The sequence below is a fragment of the Martinezella multihospitum genome, assembly GCF_900094585.1.
GTDB classification, from domain to species: domain Bacteria; phylum Pseudomonadota; class Alphaproteobacteria; order Rhizobiales; family Rhizobiaceae; genus Rhizobium; species Rhizobium multihospitium.
Genome location: NZ_FMAG01000002.1, coordinates 345,119 through 362,245 on the forward strand (window position 1 = coordinate 345,119; position 17,127 = coordinate 362,245).

General features: G+C 61.2%; 14 protein-coding genes. 9 read left to right on the plus strand and 5 right to left on the minus strand.

Going from position 1 to position 17,127, the window contains the following annotated elements; all coding sequences use genetic code 11:
• Positions 1-4 precede the first annotated feature (4 nt).
• The 4 genes from GA0061103_RS08495 to GA0061103_RS08510 all read left to right on the plus strand — a co-directional run bounded on the left by GA0061103_RS08495 (position 5) and on the right by GA0061103_RS08510 (position 5,205).
• A complete protein-coding gene (locus GA0061103_RS08495) occupies positions 5-1,945 on the plus strand; it encodes a DUF2207 domain-containing protein (RefSeq protein WP_425349478.1) in 1,941 nt (646 codons plus the stop codon).
• A gap of 167 nt (positions 1,946-2,112) precedes the next feature.
• Positions 2,113-2,580, plus strand: a complete 468-nt coding sequence (locus tag GA0061103_RS08500) for an endonuclease domain-containing protein (RefSeq protein WP_245304710.1) — start codon at positions 2,113-2,115, stop codon at positions 2,578-2,580.
• Between the two features lies 1 nt (position 2,581).
• Complete coding sequence (glyS, locus tag GA0061103_RS08505) at positions 2,582-4,696, plus strand: glycine--tRNA ligase subunit beta (protein ID WP_092709591.1); 2,115 nt, start codon at positions 2,582-2,584, stop codon at positions 4,694-4,696.
• A 14-nt stretch (positions 4,697-4,710) separates the two neighbouring features.
• Entirely contained in the window at positions 4,711-5,205 is a 495-nt protein-coding gene (locus GA0061103_RS08510; protein WP_092709594.1) for a 2-thiouracil desulfurase family protein, read from the plus strand.
• A gap of 76 nt (positions 5,206-5,281) precedes the next feature.
• On the opposite strand, the gene GA0061103_RS08515 is transcribed toward GA0061103_RS08510, so the two are convergent.
• The 3 genes from GA0061103_RS08515 to purD form a co-directional block, all read right to left on the minus strand.
• Complete coding sequence (locus tag GA0061103_RS08515; protein WP_092709597.1) at positions 5,282-7,099, minus strand: methyl-accepting chemotaxis protein; 1,818 nt, start codon at positions 7,097-7,099, stop codon at positions 5,282-5,284.
• Between the two features lie 365 nt (positions 7,100-7,464).
• Entirely contained in the window at positions 7,465-7,893 is a 429-nt protein-coding gene (locus tag GA0061103_RS08520) for a plant virulence effector HPE1-like domain-containing protein (protein WP_092709600.1), read from the minus strand.
• Between the two features lie 112 nt (positions 7,894-8,005).
• Positions 8,006-9,274 (minus strand): phosphoribosylamine--glycine ligase, encoded by a 1,269-nt coding sequence (purD, locus tag GA0061103_RS08525; protein ID WP_092709603.1) that lies wholly within the window; start codon positions 9,272-9,274, stop codon positions 8,006-8,008.
• A gap of 245 nt (positions 9,275-9,519) precedes the next feature.
• On the opposite strand from purD, the gene GA0061103_RS08530 reads away from it, so the two are divergent.
• Positions 9,520-11,829, plus strand: a complete 2,310-nt coding sequence (locus GA0061103_RS08530; protein WP_092709606.1) for a Tex family protein — start codon at positions 9,520-9,522, stop codon at positions 11,827-11,829.
• A gap of 145 nt (positions 11,830-11,974) precedes the next feature.
• Positions 11,975-13,234: a cyclopropane fatty acid synthase gene (locus tag GA0061103_RS08535; protein WP_092709609.1), complete on the plus strand. Its 1,260-nt coding sequence runs from the start codon at positions 11,975-11,977 to the stop codon at positions 13,232-13,234.
• 89 nt (positions 13,235-13,323) lie between these two features.
• Here GA0061103_RS08535 and GA0061103_RS08540 read toward each other — a convergent pair whose 3' ends face one another.
• Positions 13,324-13,758, minus strand: a complete 435-nt coding sequence (locus tag GA0061103_RS08540) for a hypothetical protein (protein ID WP_092709612.1) — start codon at positions 13,756-13,758, stop codon at positions 13,324-13,326.
• A 295-nt stretch (positions 13,759-14,053) separates the two neighbouring features.
• Between GA0061103_RS08540 and GA0061103_RS08545 the strand changes: the two genes are divergently transcribed.
• The 3 genes from GA0061103_RS08545 (at position 14,054) to GA0061103_RS08555 (ending at position 16,373) form a co-directional block, all read left to right on the plus strand.
• Complete coding sequence (locus GA0061103_RS08545; protein ID WP_092711182.1) at positions 14,054-14,839, plus strand: MipA/OmpV family protein; 786 nt, start codon at positions 14,054-14,056, stop codon at positions 14,837-14,839.
• 74 nt (positions 14,840-14,913) lie between these two features.
• Positions 14,914-15,876: a 4-hydroxybenzoate octaprenyltransferase gene (gene ubiA / locus GA0061103_RS08550; RefSeq protein ID WP_092709615.1), complete on the plus strand. Its 963-nt coding sequence runs from the start codon at positions 14,914-14,916 to the stop codon at positions 15,874-15,876.
• Between the two features lie 41 nt (positions 15,877-15,917).
• Positions 15,918-16,373, plus strand: coding sequence for a GNAT family N-acetyltransferase (locus GA0061103_RS08555; RefSeq protein ID WP_092709618.1), 456 nt, complete (start codon positions 15,918-15,920; stop codon positions 16,371-16,373).
• A 69-nt stretch (positions 16,374-16,442) separates the two neighbouring features.
• On the opposite strand, the gene GA0061103_RS08560 is transcribed toward GA0061103_RS08555, so the two are convergent.
• On the minus strand, positions 16,443-17,009 hold the full coding sequence (locus tag GA0061103_RS08560) for a DUF6101 family protein (RefSeq protein ID WP_092709621.1): 567 nt from the start codon (positions 17,007-17,009) through the stop codon (positions 16,443-16,445).
• Positions 17,010-17,127: the final 118 nt, after the last annotated feature.

Consider the following 17,127-nt stretch of genomic DNA (forward strand, 5'->3'; position numbering starts at 1 on the left):
GGGAGTGATGACACGGCTTTGCGGGTTCTTCCTGGCTCTGTGCCTGCTGCTTTGCGCAACGGCGGTGGCGGCAGCCGAGCTCATCACCAGTTTCGATCAGGCAATCGTCCTCCATCGTGACGGTTCCATGCGGGTCGTCGAGACGATCTCCGTCAATGCCGAGGGCCGAAGCATCCGCCGCGGCATCTTCCGGGATTTTCCGCTTGTTATGACCGATGCCAACGGCCGCGAGATTGAGGTGGATTTCAAGGTCGTCTCTGTCGAGCGTGACGGCCAGCCGGAGGATTGGCGCAGCGAGCGCATCAGCGGCGGCGAGCGCATCTATATCGGCAACGCCGACAGAAGCCTCAACCCGGGCCTGCACACATTCCGCATCACCTACGACACCGACAGGCAGATGCGTTATTTCGACGATCACGATGAGCTGTACTGGAACGTGACCGGCAATGGCTGGGTGTTCCCGATCATCAATGCCAAGGCGGTGGTGACGCTGCCGGATGGCGTGCAGCCGCAGCAGCTTGCCTTCTTCACCGGGCCACTCGGCGCCACTGACAAGAACGCAAGTGCGAGCGCGCAGGGCAATACGGTGGCTTTCGTCACGACCAGGCCGCTCGCCACGGCTGAAGGCCTGACGATCGCCATCAAGCTGGCGAAGGGAGTAATTGCGCCGCCGAGCGACAGCCGGCAATGGGGGTGGTTCCTTCGGGATCATCTCGATACGATCATTGCCATCGGCGGGTTGATCCTGCTGTTTGCCTATTACATGCGAAGCTGGATCGCCGTCGGCCGAGATCCTCCGGCGGGCGTCATGGTCCCGCGCTGGGACCCGCCCGAAGGCATCTCTCCGGCGCTAGTGAACTATATCGACAACAAGGGTTTCGGCAGTTCCGGCTGGACGGCGTTCTCGGCAACGGCGATCGATCTTGCCGTGCGCGGCTATGTGATCCTCGACGACCTGCAGAAAAAACTGGTCATCCGTCCGTCAGGCAAGGCAGGCAGCGATCTCGGCGGCGGCGACAAGGTGCTGATGCAGGCCGTTGGGCCATTCTCTCCGCTTGTCATCGACAGGGAAAACGGCGAGGCGGTGCAGCGGCTCGGCGCGAAGTTCCGCAGCGCCATCGAGCGCGATCATCGCGGCGAATATTACAAGGCCAATTCGCTCTACATTATCGGCGGTGTTGCCCTGTCGATCTTCATCCTGGCCTCCATCATCATTTTCGGGCGGCTGCATGAAAATGTGGTGCCGCTGATCCTCATGCCCGGCTTCCTGTCGGTCTTCGTGACGATCTTTGCCAGCATCATCGGCCGGCGATTCCGGCGCCACAATGCCGGCCTCGGCCAGCGAATTATTTCCGTTTTGATCTGCGCCTTCTTCGGCTTCATCCTGGTATCGGCTATCGTCAACGGTTTTGCCGTAGCCGTCGTGCCGCTATGGGAAGCCGGCCTGCTGCCGCTAGTGGCCGGCATTGTCGGCATTTTCGCGCTCAACGTCGTCTTCTATTTCCTGATGGGCGCGCCGACGCCGCTCGGACGCAAGATGATGGATGGCATCGCCGGCCTCAGGCAATATCTGACGCTTGCCGAGCGTGACCGCATGAACATGCAGGGCGCACCGCAGATGTCGCCGCAGCATTTCGAAAAGCTGCTGCCCTATGCAGTCGCGCTCGGTGTCGAAAAGCCCTGGTCGAGTGCCTTCGAGAATTGGCTTGCCACAGCCGCAGGAGCAACCGTAGCAGCCGCCTATGCGCCGGTCTGGTATTCCGGCAATTTCAACCCCGGCAATATCGGCGGAACGATCGGCGATTTCTCCTCCTCGATGGCCTCCACCATCGCCTCGACCATTCCTGCGCCGGCATCGAGCTCATCGTCCGCTTTCGGCGGCGGTGGAGGTGGCGGCGGGTCCTCCGGCGGCGGTGGCGGCGGTGGCGGCGGCGGAGGGTGGTAATTGACCACCTCCCCCTTGAGGGGGGAGGTCGCCGCAAAGCGGCGGGTGGGGGTGACTATTGTTTGGCTGTGGAGGTTATCGCAATCACCCCACCCCGGCCTTCGGCCGACCCTCCCCCTCAAGGGGAGGGTGTAGATCGCGGCGCATCAATTTTGTGTCTTCAACAGATGGATACCCTGATGCCCCAAAAACCCTCCAAGCTCGATCGCTTCAAAATCGCCAACAGCCGCCGTCTGCGAGCCGGTTCGACCGATGCGGAAGCCAAGCTTTGGAAGCATCTGTGGCGCATCCCGATCGAGGGCACCCACTTTCGCCGGCAGGTTCCGATCGGGCGCTATTTTGCTGATTTCGCCTGTCATCAGATCGGCCTGATCATCGAGCTTGACGGCAGTCAACATGCTGAGGATGCGGCAAGACGTTACGATGCCGAGCGGACGGCCTTTCTTGAAGGCCAAGGCTATCACGTGGTCCGATTCTGGAATGCCGAGGTCATGGATGAGGTCGAGGCCGTCCTGGATACGATATTTGCCATTGTGCAGCAGCGGCAAATTTTGCTAGCAGAGGCCGACTATTTTCACCCCACTCCGGCACGCCGTGCCGACCCTCTCTCTCAAGGGGAGGGTGAGGAACCTTGACATGCCCGATCTCCTTCTCGAACTCCGCTCCGAGGAAATTCCCGCCCGTATGCAGCGCAAGGCTGCCGGCGACCTGAAGAAGCTGGTGACCGATGCCCTGGTCGAAGCGGGTCTTTCCTATGAAGGTGCCAGGGAATATTGGACGCCGCGGCGCCTCACGCTCGATATCCGCGGCCTGACGGCGCGCTCGGCCGATGTGCGCGAGGAGCGCAAGGGACCGCGCACCGATGCCAACGAGAAGGCGATCGAAGGCTTTTTGCGCGGTGCAGGCCTTTCTTCGGTTTCGGAAGCACAGGTCCAGAGCGATCCAAAAAAGGGCGATTTCTACGTCGCGATCATTTCCAAGCCTGGCCGTTCCGCCGAGGAAATCGTTGCTGCGGTCATGCCCGACATCATAAGAAATTTCCCCTGGCCGAAGTCGATGCGCTGGGGCAAGGCCTCGGTAAAACCCGGCTCGCTGCGCTGGGTGCGCCCGCTGCAGTCGATCGTCTGCACCTTCGGCACCGAGCATGAAGAAACCGTCGTCATCCCCTTCGAGATCGACGGCATCGTCGCCTCGAACGTGACCTATGGCCATCGCTTCCATGCGCCAGGCCCGATCACCGTCAAGCGTTTCGAAGACTATGCCTCGAGCCTGGAAAAGGCCTACGTTGTGCTCGATGCGGAGCGCCGCAAGGATATCATCCTGCATGATGCCCGTGATGTCGCCTTTGCCAATGGCCTCGAGCTGGTCGAGGACGAAGGCCTGCTGGAGGAAGTCTCCGGTCTTGTCGAGTGGCCGCAGGTACTGATGGGCTCCTTCGAGGAGGATTATTTGTCGATCCCGTCGGAAATCATCCGTCTGACCATCAAGACTAACCAGAAGTGTTTCGTCACCCGGCCACAGGCCGGGGAGACGCTATCCAACCGCTTCATCCTCGTCGCCAATATTCAGGCGACGGATGGCGGCAAGGAAATCATCCACGGCAACGGCAAGGTCGTGCGCGCCCGTCTGTCCGACGCGCTGCACTTCTGGAAGCGCGACCAGGGCGATCTGCCCGATCTCGAAACGCTGGAAGCCTCGGCTAAAAAATTCGGTCTCGATCTGAAGAAGCCGCTCGACCAGCGCATGGCCAAGCTCGATGCGTTGAACGTCACCTTCCACGCCAAGCTCGGCAGCCAGGGCGAACGTGTCGCCCGCATCCGTGCGCTGGCCGCTGACCTCGCCAAGATCACCGGCGCCGATGCCGCTCTGGCCGACCGCGCCGTCGTGCTCGCCAAGGCCGATCTGCGCACCGAAGCCGTCGGCGAGTTCCCCGAGCTGCAGGGCGTCATGGGCCGCAAATATGCGTCGCTGCAGGGCGAGAACGCGTCCGTGGCGACGGCGATCGAAGATCACTACAAGCCGCAAGGTCCCTCCGACCGCGTCCCCGAGGACAAAGTCGCCATCACGGTCGCGCTCGCTGACAAGCTGGATACGCTCGTCGGCTTCTGGGCGATCGACGAAAAGCCAACGGGCTCGAAGGACCCCTACGCGTTGCGCCGTGCCGCGCTTGGCGTCGTCCGCATCCTTCTGGAGCGCGGCGTGCGCCTGCCGCTGCTCGCAACCACCAAGGATGCCGACCTACTCGCTTTCTTCCATGATCGTCTCAAGGTTTATCTCCGCGATCTTGGCGCTCGCCACGACCTGATAGACGCCGTGCTGACGCCGGAGACTGACGATCTGCTGATGGTCGCCCGTCGCGTCGAGGCGCTGACCGCCTTCATCACCTCCGAGGACGGCAAGAACCTGCTCGCCGGCACCAAGCGCGCCACCCAGCTTCTCGCTGCCGAAGAGAAGAAGGGCACCGTCGTTGCCGATAGCGTTTCGGAAGCCCTGCTGAAGCTCGATGCGGAAAAGGATCTCTTCGCCGCCGTGAAGGCTGCCTCCGCCGAGGCTTCCGACGCAATTGCCAAGGAAGATTTCCGCTCGGCCATGGCAGCCCTTTCCAAGCTGCGCGCGCCGGTCGACCGCTTCTTCGAGGACGTGCTCGTCAACGATGAAGACGCCGCCATCCGGGCCAATCGCCTGGCATTGCTGCGCCTGATCCGCGAGGCGACCGGCACCGTCGCCGACTTCTCGAAGATCGCGGGATAAGACATGGGGGCGCGATGACCGGAAAGATCCTCGTCAGCGCCTGCCTCATGGGCCATGCCGTCCGCTACGACGGCCGTTCCAAGCCGCTTGTCCATCCGGCGATCGATCGCTGGCGCGAGGAGGGGCTGTTGGTGACGATCTGCCCGGAGATGTCGGCGGGCATGGTGGTTCCAAGGCCGCCAGCCGAGATTGCTGGCGGCGCTACCGGCAAGGATGTGCTGGCCGGCACAGCAAAGGTAATGGAGATCACCGGCGGTGATGTTACGGCCGAATTTCGCCAGGCGGCGGAAAATGCGCTGGCGCTCGCAACGGAAACCGGTTGTTGCTACGCTCTCTTGATCGACGGCAGCCCGTCCTGCGGCTCCGGCTTCATCTATGACGGCTCATTTTCCGGCGGCCGGCAGAATGGCATGGGCGTCACGGCGGCATTGCTCAAGCAGGCCGGCATCGAAGTCTATTCCGATCGCGAGATCGACAGGTTGGTCGAACGGCTGGCACTGATCGACTGATACATCCATAGCAGCCAATTAAAAAACCGCCGGACGCAAGCCCGGCGGTTTCGCTTTTTGTCGTTGTGTCTCGCGCTCAGGCGGCCCTGCGACGATGATCCGCAGCCGGATGGCCATCGTTGACGCGGAAGCCGCGGATAAGTGCAAGAAGATCTTCCGTGTCGGCGGCGAGCGTCTCGGCCGATGCGGTGGTCTCTTCGGCCATGGCGGCGTTCTGCTGCGTGGCGGCATCGAGCTGGTTCATCGAAGAGGAGATCGAGCGTAGCGTGGTGTCCTGCTCGGAGGCGCTGTGGGCGATCTTTGAGACGATCTCGTTGGCGGCCTTGATCTGATCGGAGATGCGCTTCAGCGCTTCGCCTGCCTCGCCGACGAGGCGAACGCCCTGGTCGACCTGGCCGGAGGAGCGGGCGATCTGGTCCTTGATCTCCTTGGCGGCTGCCGCGGAGCGCTGGGCGAGTTCGCGCACTTCCTGGGCAACGACCGCAAAGCCCTTGCCGGATTCGCCGGCACGAGCCGCTTCCACGCCGGCGTTGAGCGCCAGCAAATTGGTCTGGAAGGCGATCTCGTCGATGACGCCGATGATCTTGCCGATTTCGGCCGAAGACTTCTCGATGCCGCTCATCGCTTCGATCGCCTGGGCAACCACGGCATCGCTGCGCGATGCTTCGGCGCTGACGGCATGGACGCGCTTGCTGGCTTCATCGGCACCTTCAGCGGTCTGACGGACGGCGACGGTGAGCTCATCGAGTGCAGCCGAGGTCTCTTCCAGGCTGGCGGCCTGGCGCTCGGTGCGCTGCGATAGTTCGTTGGAAGCGCGACGGATCTCCTCCTTGCTGAGGCCGATGTCGTTGCCCTTGGAGTTGACACGACCCATCGCAGCTTCGAGATGCGATAGCGCCTCGTTGAAGTTGTTGCGAAGGCCGGCGTAGCTGGCGCCGAGATCGCCGCAACGCACCGTCAGGTCGCCGCGAGCGAGATCCTCGAGCGACTTGCCGATAACGGAGACGACACGCGCCTGTTCCTGGGCCTCGTCCTGCTGCTGGCGCAGGTTCTGTTCGCGCTCGTTGCTGATTTCAAGTTCCTGCGCCGCCTGACGGTCGGCGAGCGCGTGACGTTCGCGAATCTTTTCTTGCAGCGCCTGGGTCGCCTTCGCCATCAAGCCGATTTCGTTGCGCATCTCGGTATGCGGGATGGCGGTCTTCACGTCTTCGTCGGCCACGGCCTTGAGGGCTGCATGGACATCGCCGAGCGGCTTGGTGATGCCGCGGATGAAGTAGAAGGCGGCGCCGATGCCGACCAGGAAGACGATGCCGCAGATCATGAGCGCACGCCACATGGTGGCATTGATCTGGTCCTGCAGGTCATCCATGTAGACGCCGCATCCCAGAACGATCTGCCAGGGCGCGAATGCTGCCGAATAGCTGCCCTTCAGGAAGAAGTCGCTGTCGGGGTGGCCGGGCTTGTTCCAGTAATAGATGGTGCGGCCGCCGCCCTTGATGGCCTTTTCCACCATTTCCTTGCTGAAATGGGTGCCGTTCTTGTCGACTTGCGAGGACATGTCCTTGCCGATATTGACCGGGCTCGGATGAATACGCTGGATAACGTTGTAATCGAAGCCGAAGAAATAGCCTGATGGCGTGAAGCTCACATGCGACAGCACCTTGAACGCCTCGGCCTGGGCGGCCTCATGCGTCATCTCGCCGGATTTCTCGCGCTGATAATACTGGTTCAAAACCGAGATGCCGGATTCGACCTGCGTGCGCAGCATGTCAAAGCGGTCGTCGTAAATGGAATCGGCCTGGGATCTGATCTGGAAATAAGTGGCCACCGCGAAGGCCGCCATCAGAACACCGAGCAGGGCAAATAATTGATGTGAAATCTTGAGATTCTTCATGGGGCCTCCCACAGGGGTGAATACCGGTGCGGTTTCCTACCGCCTGTGCGATCGCCTGAGAAAATCCCAATACGCTTGCCGCCGCTTGAATGACATGCTGCTGTCCGGTGGACAGTAAAATCGCTGTTTATGTCTAAAAAAGCTTTAATTGTAGGGGCTTGGTTGTATTTGTTCGCAAATGAAACCGGGGATATGTTCTTGGATCATAAGTAATACTTATTTTGACTTGAGAACAACTGTAATGACGCTGGAGTTTCGAACAATTTATTTAGATACGCCGAATATTAGAGATCTATATTTCAAACACGCGAACGCTTTCCTGCATTCGGCAAGCAAACAAACGCTGCCGGGAATGAGTTGCCAGACTATTGGCGAAGCTGGAAGCCGGAGATATCGAGCGGCGCAGGTTCGCGCGCTGTGGAGGAGTTCGGCAAGGCTGCCGTCTGAGCCGTCATGTCGATGCCGTCGACGGGCTCACCTGCGGCTGCGAGCGCTTCGGGTGTGGGTTTGCTGACGAAGGTAACAGGCGAGCCGCCCATCCATGCTTCGGTGCGCACGACTCTTTTCTGACCATCGATATCGCGCACGACGACCGATTGGGTGCCGGGCTCCAGCGTCGGCACGCTATATTCCTTTTCCGTGACCGGCGGCTTGAGCGGAGGGCAGTCGGCGCAGCTCTTGTCGATAATGCTGCCTCTGCCGCCGATCATCGTGCCGTCGATCGGCTGGATCGACGAGGCCATGGCGGAGCCTCCGGCCAGTACGCATGCCAAGGTCAGAAAGAAGGAACGCATAACCGAGAACTCCGCCTATAGTGACGAAGACATTAGTGTAGCTTTATTTCCATCCCGTCAGGAGATTAGGTAAAAATTTAATGGACTTGCGATTGCAGAGCCGCAGTGATGTTTACTTTTCGCGCTCCACTGCACGCCATCCGATATCATTGCGATAGAAGCCGTTATCCCATTTCACCTTGCCGGCGAGGGCATAGACACGTTCTTTTGCTTCGCCCACCGTCTTGCCGGTTGCCGTAATGTTGAGGACGCGCCCGCCCGTCGCGACGAGAGCGCCGTCCTTCAGGCCTGTGCCGGCATGGAACACTTTCTCGCCCTCGCCGCCTATCGGCAGCGCCGCGATCGGCGTGTTCTTGGCATAGGAGCCGGGATAGCCCTGCGAGGCCATGACGACGGTCAGCGCCGGGTCGTCACGCCATTCGGCCGTTATCTGATCCAGCGTGCCGTTGGCGCAGGCAACGAGCAGTGGCAGCAGATCGCTCTTCAGCCGCATCATCAGCACCTGGCATTCGGGATCGCCGAAGCGGACATTGTATTCGATCAGCTCCGGTCCCTTGGCGGTGATCATCAGTCCGGCGAAGAAGACGCCGCTGAATGGATGGCCGCTTTCTGCCATGCCGCGCATCGTCGGCTCGATGATCTCCTTCATGGTGCGCTCGACCATATCGGGAGTCATCACGGGGGCGGGGGAATAAGCGCCCATGCCGCCGGTGTTCGGGCCGGTATCGCCATCGCCGACGCGCTTGTGGTCCTGGGCGGTTGCAAGCGCCAGCGCATGCTTGCCGTCGCAGAGGCAGAAGAAGCTCGCCTCCTCGCCATCGAGATAGGCCTCGATCACCACTTCCGCGCCGGCCTCGCCGAATGCGCCCTCGAAGCAATCGTCGATCGCGGCAAGCGCTTCGTCGACGGTCATGGCAACGGTGACGCCCTTGCCCGCCGCAAGCCCATCTGCCTTCACGACGATCGGCGCGCCTTGAGCGCGGACATAGGCCTTCGCCTTCGGGCCGTTGTTGAAACGCTGGTACGCGCCCGTGGGAATATCGTAGCGGGCGCAGATATCCTTGGTGAAGCCCTTGGACCCTTCGAGCTGGGCTGCTGCTGCGGAAGGACCGAAGACGGTAATGTCGGCGGCACGCAGGACATCGGCAATGCCGGCGACCAAAGGCGCCTCCGGGCCGACCACGACAAAGTCGATGGATTTTTCCTTGCAGAAGGCAACGACGGCATCGTGATCGTCGACATCGAGTGCCGCAAGCGTCGCATGCTCGGCGATGCCGGGATTGCCCGGCGCCGCATAGAATTCCGTCATGAGAGGCGATTGCGCCAGTTTCCAGGCCAGTGCGTGCTCGCGTCCGCCCGATCCGATCAACAGAACTCTCATGGCTTGCCCTTTCGTTGCGTCCTTTGCGCGGTTAAGGGGGGTTGAGCCAAAGGTCAAGCGGCAATTCCTGTGGAGGCAGGGCCGGCAACATTGCCATGCCTTTTTATCTCGCTAAAGCGGATGCAGCTTCGCCTTCCACGCCATCTCCGCGCCCGGATTGGTGTGTTCCGTGGCGAAAACCGCTTCTTATGTCCGCGGGATCGTGCTTATGGTCCCCTTTACGCTCGTTCAGTTCAGAGAGACACATGGCCGCTGATATTCGTTCCCTTGCTGCTACCATCGCCGCCGAGATCAACTCCCGCCCGGATCAGGCCAAGGCCGCTATCGAGCTTTTGGACGAAGGCGCAACGGTGCCCTTCATTGCCCGCTACCGCAAGGAGGTGACCGGCGGCCTCGACGATACGCAGCTTCGGACCCTATCGGAACGCCTGGTCTATCTGCGAGAATTGGAAGCCCGCCGCGCCGCTATCATCGAATCCATCACCAGCCAGGGCAAGATGACCGATGAGCTGATGGGCAAGGTCACCACGGTTGCCACCAAGTCCGAGCTGGAAGACCTTTATCTGCCCTATAAGCCGAAGCGCCGCACGCGTGCCGAGATTGCCAGGGAGCGCGGCCTTGGCCCCTTGGCCGACACGATCCTCGCCGATCGTTCGAAGGAGCCCGCTGTTCTCGCCGAAGGCTTCACGACCGCCGATGTGCCCGACGTGAAGACGGCACTGGAAGGCGCGCGCGATATCATCGCCGAAGGCATTGCCGAAAATGCCGACCTGCTCGGTAAGCTCCGTAACTACATGAAGACCAGCGCCACGCTGAAGGCCGCCGTCGTTGATGGCAAGCAGGAAGCAGGCGCCAAGTTCTCCGATTATTTCGCCCATCAGGAGCGCTGGGCGACGGCGCCGGGTCATCGCGCACTTGCCATGCTGCGCGGCTGGAACGAAGAGGTGCTGACGCTGACCATCGACGTCGACACAGACGCCGTCTCGCCGAACAAGCCGGTCGAGCGCATGGTCACCACGGCCTATGATATCGGCACGAGCCGGCCCGGTGACCGCTGGCTGACGGAAGTTGCGAGCTGGACCTGGCGCGTGAAGCTCTCGATGTCGCTGTCGCTCGACCTGATGCGCGAGCTACGGGAGAGGGCAGAGGAGGAGGCGATCCATGTCTTCGCCCGCAATCTGAAGGATCTGCTGCTGGCAGCGCCCGCGGGTTCGCGCGCCACCATGGGCCTCGATCCGGGCATCCGCACCGGCGTCAAGGTTGCTGTCGTCGACGGCACGGGCAAGCTCCTGGAGACGACGACGGTCTATCCTTTCCCACCGAAGAACGATGTGCGCGGCACACAGGCCGCACTGGCCTCGCTCATCTGCAAGCACAAGGTCGAGCTGATCGCCATCGGCAACGGCACCGGCAGCCGCGAGACCGAGAAGCTGGTGGCCGACATGCTGGCGGACCTGCCAGCGCCGAAGCCGACCAAGGTTATCGTCTCCGAAGCCGGCGCTTCGGTCTATTCTGCCTCGGAAACCGCAGCGCTCGAATTCCCCGGCCTCGATGTTTCGTTGCGCGGCGCTGTCTCCATCGCCCGCCGCCTGCAGGACCCGCTGGCGGAACTGGTGAAGATCGAGCCGAAATCGATCGGCGTCGGCCAGTACCAGCACGATGTCGATCAGCAGAAGCTGTCGCGCTCGCTGGATGCCGTGGTCGAGGACGCGGTGAATGCCGTCGGTGTCGATCTGAACACGGCCTCGGCACCGCTGCTTGCCCGCGTTTCGGGCCTTGGGCCTTCGATCGCCGAGGCGATCGTCAGGCATCGTGATGGCGAAGGCGCATTCGAGACGCGGCGCGATCTTCTGAAGGTCGCCCGTCTCGGCCAGCGTACCTTCGAGCAATGCGCTGGCTTCCTGCGTATCCCGAACGGCAAGGAGCCGCTCGACGCTTCTTCGGTGCACCCGGAAGCCTATGGTGTGGCAAAGAAGATCGTCGCTGCCTGTGGTCGTGATCTCCGCACGCTGATGGGCGATACGGCAATGCTGAAGGCCATCGATCCCAGGCAGTTCATCGACGACAAGTTCGGCCTGCCGACCGTGCGAGATATCATCGCCGAACTGGAAAAGCCTGGCCGAGATCCGCGCCCGAGCTTCAAGACCGCAACCTTTGCGGAGGGCGTCAACGAGATCAGCGACCTCAAGCCCGGAATGCTGTTGGAAGGAACCGTCACCAACGTCGCCGCCTTTGGTGCCTTCGTCGATATAGGCGTCCATCAGGACGGTTTGGTGCACGTCTCGCAGCTGGCGGATCGCTTCATCAAGGACCCGCACGAGGTCGTGAAGGCCGGCGACGTCGTCAAGGTCAGGGTCGTGGAAGTCGACGCCAAGCGCAAGCGAATCGGCCTTTCCATGCGCAAAGATGGCAGCACTGTGGCGGCCCCATCTGGGCGGGACTCGCGCGAGCAGGCCGGTGCGCGCAACGCTGGGGTTAAGGCAAATGCCCGTCCGAAGGTCGAACAGCAGGGTAGTTTTGGAGCCGCCTTGGCCGACGCACTCAAGCGAAAATAAGGACTTAGCAGAACTTCGTGCAAGAATGTCACACTCTGGCAGCGTTGTTGTCAGAGTGCCAATGACTGTCCAAAGGTAAGCTTGCCACAATGCTGTGAGGCGTTAGAGTCTGCCTTAATGTCATGTCATAACATTCGGGGCGTCCATGGCGTCGGCACTCTTTTCTCTCGTCAAGAAAATCATCCGTAAAGGTTCACTCAAACTTACACTCGCATCCGGCGAGACCCATCTGGTCGGCGACGGAACGGGAGAGACGGTTGCCGTCCGCTTTGCCGATCAGCAGGCGGAAGATGCCGTTGCGCGCGATCCGACGCTCAAGCTCGGCGAGATGTACATGGAGGGCCGCTTCATCATCGAGCAGGGGGACATCTACGAGTTCCTGTCGCTGGTGAAGCAGAATACCACCAATGAGATCTTCGATTTCCGCATGGTGGCGCTGCTGATCGGCCGCATTGCCTGGCAGCAGATCAAGAGCCGCTCGCCGATTAACCGCAACAAGTACAATGTTGCGCATCACTATGACCTGTCGGCGAAACTGTTCGATCTCTTCCTCGATGAGGACTGGCAATATTCCTGCGCCTATTTCAATCCGCCAGGTATCAGCCTCTATGAAGCGCAGGTTGCCAAGAAGCGTCACATCGCTGCAAAGCTGCTGGTCGAGCCCGGCCAGAAGGTGCTGGAGATCGGCTCCGGCTGGGGTGGCATGGCCATGTATCTCGCCGAGGCCTATCCCGGTCTTGACGTAACGGGCATCACCCTCAGCGAAGAGCAGCTGAAAGTATCGCGCGAGCGGGCGGCCAAACGCGGCCTTTCCGATCGCGTCCGCTTCGAGCTGCAGGACTATCGCTACATGACCGGCAAGAAGTTCGACCGCATCGTCTCGGTCGGCATGTTCGAGCATGTCGGCATCGGCGACTATGGCAAGTTCTTCCGCAAGGTCTCGGAGCTGCTTGACGATAACGGCGTCATGCTGCTGCATTCCATCGCACGACCGAAGCCGAGCTTTGCCACCAACGCCTTCATCGAGAAGTATATCTTCCCGGGCGGCTACATTCCGTCGATCGGCGAGACCACGCCGCCGCTCGAAAAGGCTGGATTGCTCACCAGAGACGTCGAGACCCTGCCGATGCACTATGCCTATACGCTGAGGCACTGGCGCAATCGCTTCGTGGCGCGCAAGGCCGATGCCGTCGCGCTCTACGACGAAAAATTCTTCCGCATGTGGGAATTCTATCTGGCCGGTTCGGAAATGGGCTTCCGCTGGGATGAGCTTTTCATCATGCAGCTGCAGATCACCAAGAATCAGTTCGCCGTCCCCGACAACCGCAACTACATCGCGGAGCGCGAGGCGAAGCTGAAGGAGTTCGAGGCAGGGCGTGCACCTTTGGAGAAGGTGACATTCTGAGCCTCTGTCATAGCGCCGTTTGATAAGGCCGGACCGCGGGAACCCACGGTCCGGCCTTTCCATTCATACTCCACCCGCCGGCAAAATCATCATTTGCCGACATGGACGGTGAAAGTGCCGTCCTGCACCGTACCGTCGGTGTTCAATCCCGTCAGTCGCAGCGTGAATTGATCGGTGCCTGAAAAGCCGGGGTTCGGCGTGTAGTAGATAATGTTCCCCTGGACTGACTTGCCGGAGCAAAGATAGGCATTGCTGTCTTTCGGAAACTTTGCCGTGACCGGACCGTGCTCGATGTCGATCTTGCCATGCGCAGGTGCCTTGACGACACCGGTGTAGGGGAACCCTGCAAAGGTGCAGTCCTGTTTCACAAGAGAAGCGCTCGTGATCTTCGTCTTTTTCCCCGGCGCGATTTGGCGGGAAAACTGGCTTTGCTTCGCCCCGCCGATCGGAGTGCCGACGCAGCCGGAAAGGGCCATGCCGGCGCTGAGGATCAGACCCAGGGAGATCAGGGATACGGTCTTCATTCGTTTCTCATCTTTTGAAATTGGGGGCTGTGAGATCGCGGGTGTCCGGCAAGCCTCGGCCATTACCCACGATTGAGTATTTTATACAGAAATTAAATCAGCACGATAGGTCGGCGCATGTCGAATGGCATTCGGTCGAGCAACCTGAATTTGATGTTCTGACTGGATTCTCCGTCTTGTGGTTAAGGGAGCGGTAACGCGATCCGCATAATTTGAGGCAACTCTCGGGCCATATGGTCCTTTGTATTGCGTATCATGGAGTTTCGTTGTGTTAGCAAAGTTAAGGTTCCTTTTCATTGGTGGCCTCTCCGTCGTCGCCTATGCCGGCGCTGCCGAGGCGGGTGACGGTCAGCATTTCTGGTCGGGTGACTGGTACCTAAGCGTCGGTGCGGCCGGTTTCTCTGCGCCGAAGTTCGAAGGCGGCAAGCACAACAAGCTGCAATGGTCGCCGCTGGTCTCGATCGGCCGGCAGGGTCCTGGCCCACGCTTTTCCTCGCGCAACGACAATCCCTCCTTTGCTCTCATCGAAAGCGACGCGTTCCGCATCGGCATCGTCGGCAAGTTCGTACCGAGCCGCGATAGCGGCGACGGCCACGAGCTGAGAGGATTGAAGAAGGTCAAGTGGGGTGTGGAAGCCGGTGGCTTTGCCGAAGCCTATCCGACGGACTGGCTGCGCGCCCGCGTCGAAGTCCGCCAGGGTATTCGCGCCCATAGCGGCGTCGTCGCCGATGCCGCGGTCGATGCCTTTACCGACATCACGCCGGAGCTTCGCGCCTCGGCCGGTCCGCGCATGACGCTCGCCAGCAGCGACTATTTCGACGCCTATTACGGCGTCAATGCGCGCGAATCGGCCGCGTCCGGCCTCAGCGGCTACAAGCCCGGCGGCGGCGTCAAATCCGTCGGTTTCGGGGGCGCCCTGACCTGGAAGGCCTCGCAGAACTGGACCACCAGCACCTTCCTCGAATATACCCGGCTCACCGGCCCCGCCGCCGACAGCAGCCTCGTGCGCGAGCGCGGCGACCGCAACCAGCTGCTGATCGGCATTTCCGCCAGCTACAAGTTCAATTTCACGATGAACTGAGCAACGGACGAGGTCATGTCCCGTTATGACCTCGCCGCTTGACCTGAGGCGCCGGATTTCACTACTACTCGCCTATGCAAAACACAGGCGACATCAATGGGCGCGTCGCCGACGCGCCTTCCGGCAACTGGGTCTATCGCGTTCTGCCCGCGACGCTATGGCCTTATGCTCAGCTTGCGCGCTGGGACAGGCCGATCGGCTGGCAGCTCCTGATGTGGCCATGCTTCTGGTCCGTGGCGCTTGCGGCCAATGCCTCCGTCGCCTTGGGACATGGTTCCCCCGGCTTCGTGGTGATCTATCACCTCTTCCTCTATTTCATCGGCGCGGTCGCCATGCGCGGTGCCGGCTGCACCTACAACGATCTGGTCGACCACGAGATCGACATGTCCGTGGCGCGCACGCGCTCGCGCCCGCTGCCATCGGGCCGCGTGACGCGCCTCCAGGCCAAGGTGTTCATCGCATTGCAGGCTCTGGTCGGCTTGCTGGTGCTGCTGCAGTTCAATTGGTTTGCCGTCGTGCTCGGTGTCCTGTCGCTCGGCATTGTCGCGCTATATCCCTTCGCCAAGCGTTTTACCGACTGGCCGCAATTCTTCCTTGGCCTTGCCTTTTCCTGGGGCGCGCTGATGGGATGGGCGGGTTTGTTCGGCAGCCTGTCGCTTGCCCCAATCGTGCTCTATCTCGCCGCCATCCTCTGGACCATCGGCTATGATACGATCTACGCGCATCAGGACAAGGAGGATGACGAGCTGATCGGCGTGCGGTCGACGGCCCGGCTTTTCGGCGATCAGACGCGCCTCTGGCTGGTCGGGCTCTATGGGGCAACGCTGCTTCTGATGCTGCTGTCCTTTGCGCTCGCGGGTACAAGCTGGCTGGCCTATCTCGGCCTGATCGTCGCCGGCGGCATGTTCGCCTATCAGATCGCCGTGCTCGATATCGACGACGGCGCACAATGCCTGGCCCTCTTCAAATCGAACAACCGGGTCGGGCTGATCATCTTCGTTGGTCTCTTCCTGTCGTTCCTGTTTCTTGCTCCCTGAGGGGAGGGAAGCGTCGCATCAGGTTCGGGAGGAGGGGCGTCATGGCATGTGAAATCCGTCTGGCCTCAGGGGCGGACGCCGAGGCGATCAGCGGCGTAATCCTGACCGCACTTCACGAGAACAACGCGCAGGACTATTCACCGGATATCATCGCGCGCGTTGCCGAAAGCTTTAGTCCCGCAGGCGTGCGCCGGCTCATGAGCAGCAGGACGGTCTTCGTGGCGATCGACGACGGAAGCCTTGTCGGCACCGCGAGCCTTGACCGCGCCGTCGTGCGCACGGTGTTCGTCTCTCCCTCTGCGCAGGGACGCGGCATTGGCGCTTGCCTGATGGCCGCAATCGAACGGGCAGCGAGGGCAGCGGGCATCGCCACCTTGTCCGTCCCCTCGTCGATTACCGCGCAGGGTTTCTACGAAAAGCTCGGCTTCAATGCCGTCGGCGAGAGTTTCCATGGCGATGAACGAACGATCGTTATGGAGCGCTCGCTGATACCATAAGATTTCGGCCGCGGGATCGGTTTTCCCACGGCCGGTTTCTGGCGATATTCGGTTTTCGAGCCTTATCGCTTAATGTCTGGCGATGATCTCGCGCCCCTGGATCTTCATCTTGACGCCGAGTTTGCCCGTCGTGCGGCGCACGAGGAAGCGGGGACGGCGGTTTGCGAAGTAGGAATGGCGACGACGCGGCTGGCTGTCCTGCGAGCGGACGCCGCCGAGATGTTCCTCCAGCGGGCGGGCAACGCCGTCGGCTTCGATCATCAGCATAGGAATACGGAAGGCTTCCGACCAGGAGCGCCAGTCGGCGGCGATGTCGCTCAAATCGTGAGCGACGAGAAGGGGGATGCAGAGATCCGGATCGGAGTGATGCAGTTCCAGCGTGACGGTGACTTCGCCGTCGCCGTGATCTATAGCGCGGGCGGCTACACCCTGGAACGCACGCTTGGGCAGGGCGACGGACAGCGGCAGGCCGCTGGACGGCAGGATCTTGCGCAGCACTGCGCCGCGCTCGTCGATCGTAATGGTGACATCACCTTCGGCACCTCGCATGGCGTAGCTGACCTGTTGCGGGAAACGCGCCGGATCAAGCCGCAGTGTGGTTCCAGCCCAGTCGGGCTTCAGGACGGTATTAGTCATCGATTTTTCTACCCTTGCTTTACCTGAGAGCCGGTTGTTCCGGTCTTCTCTCGGAGAACTTCTGTCCTCTCGTTGTTGGGCAGATTAGGCGCCGTCCCTTCCAGACAGCTTAAAAATC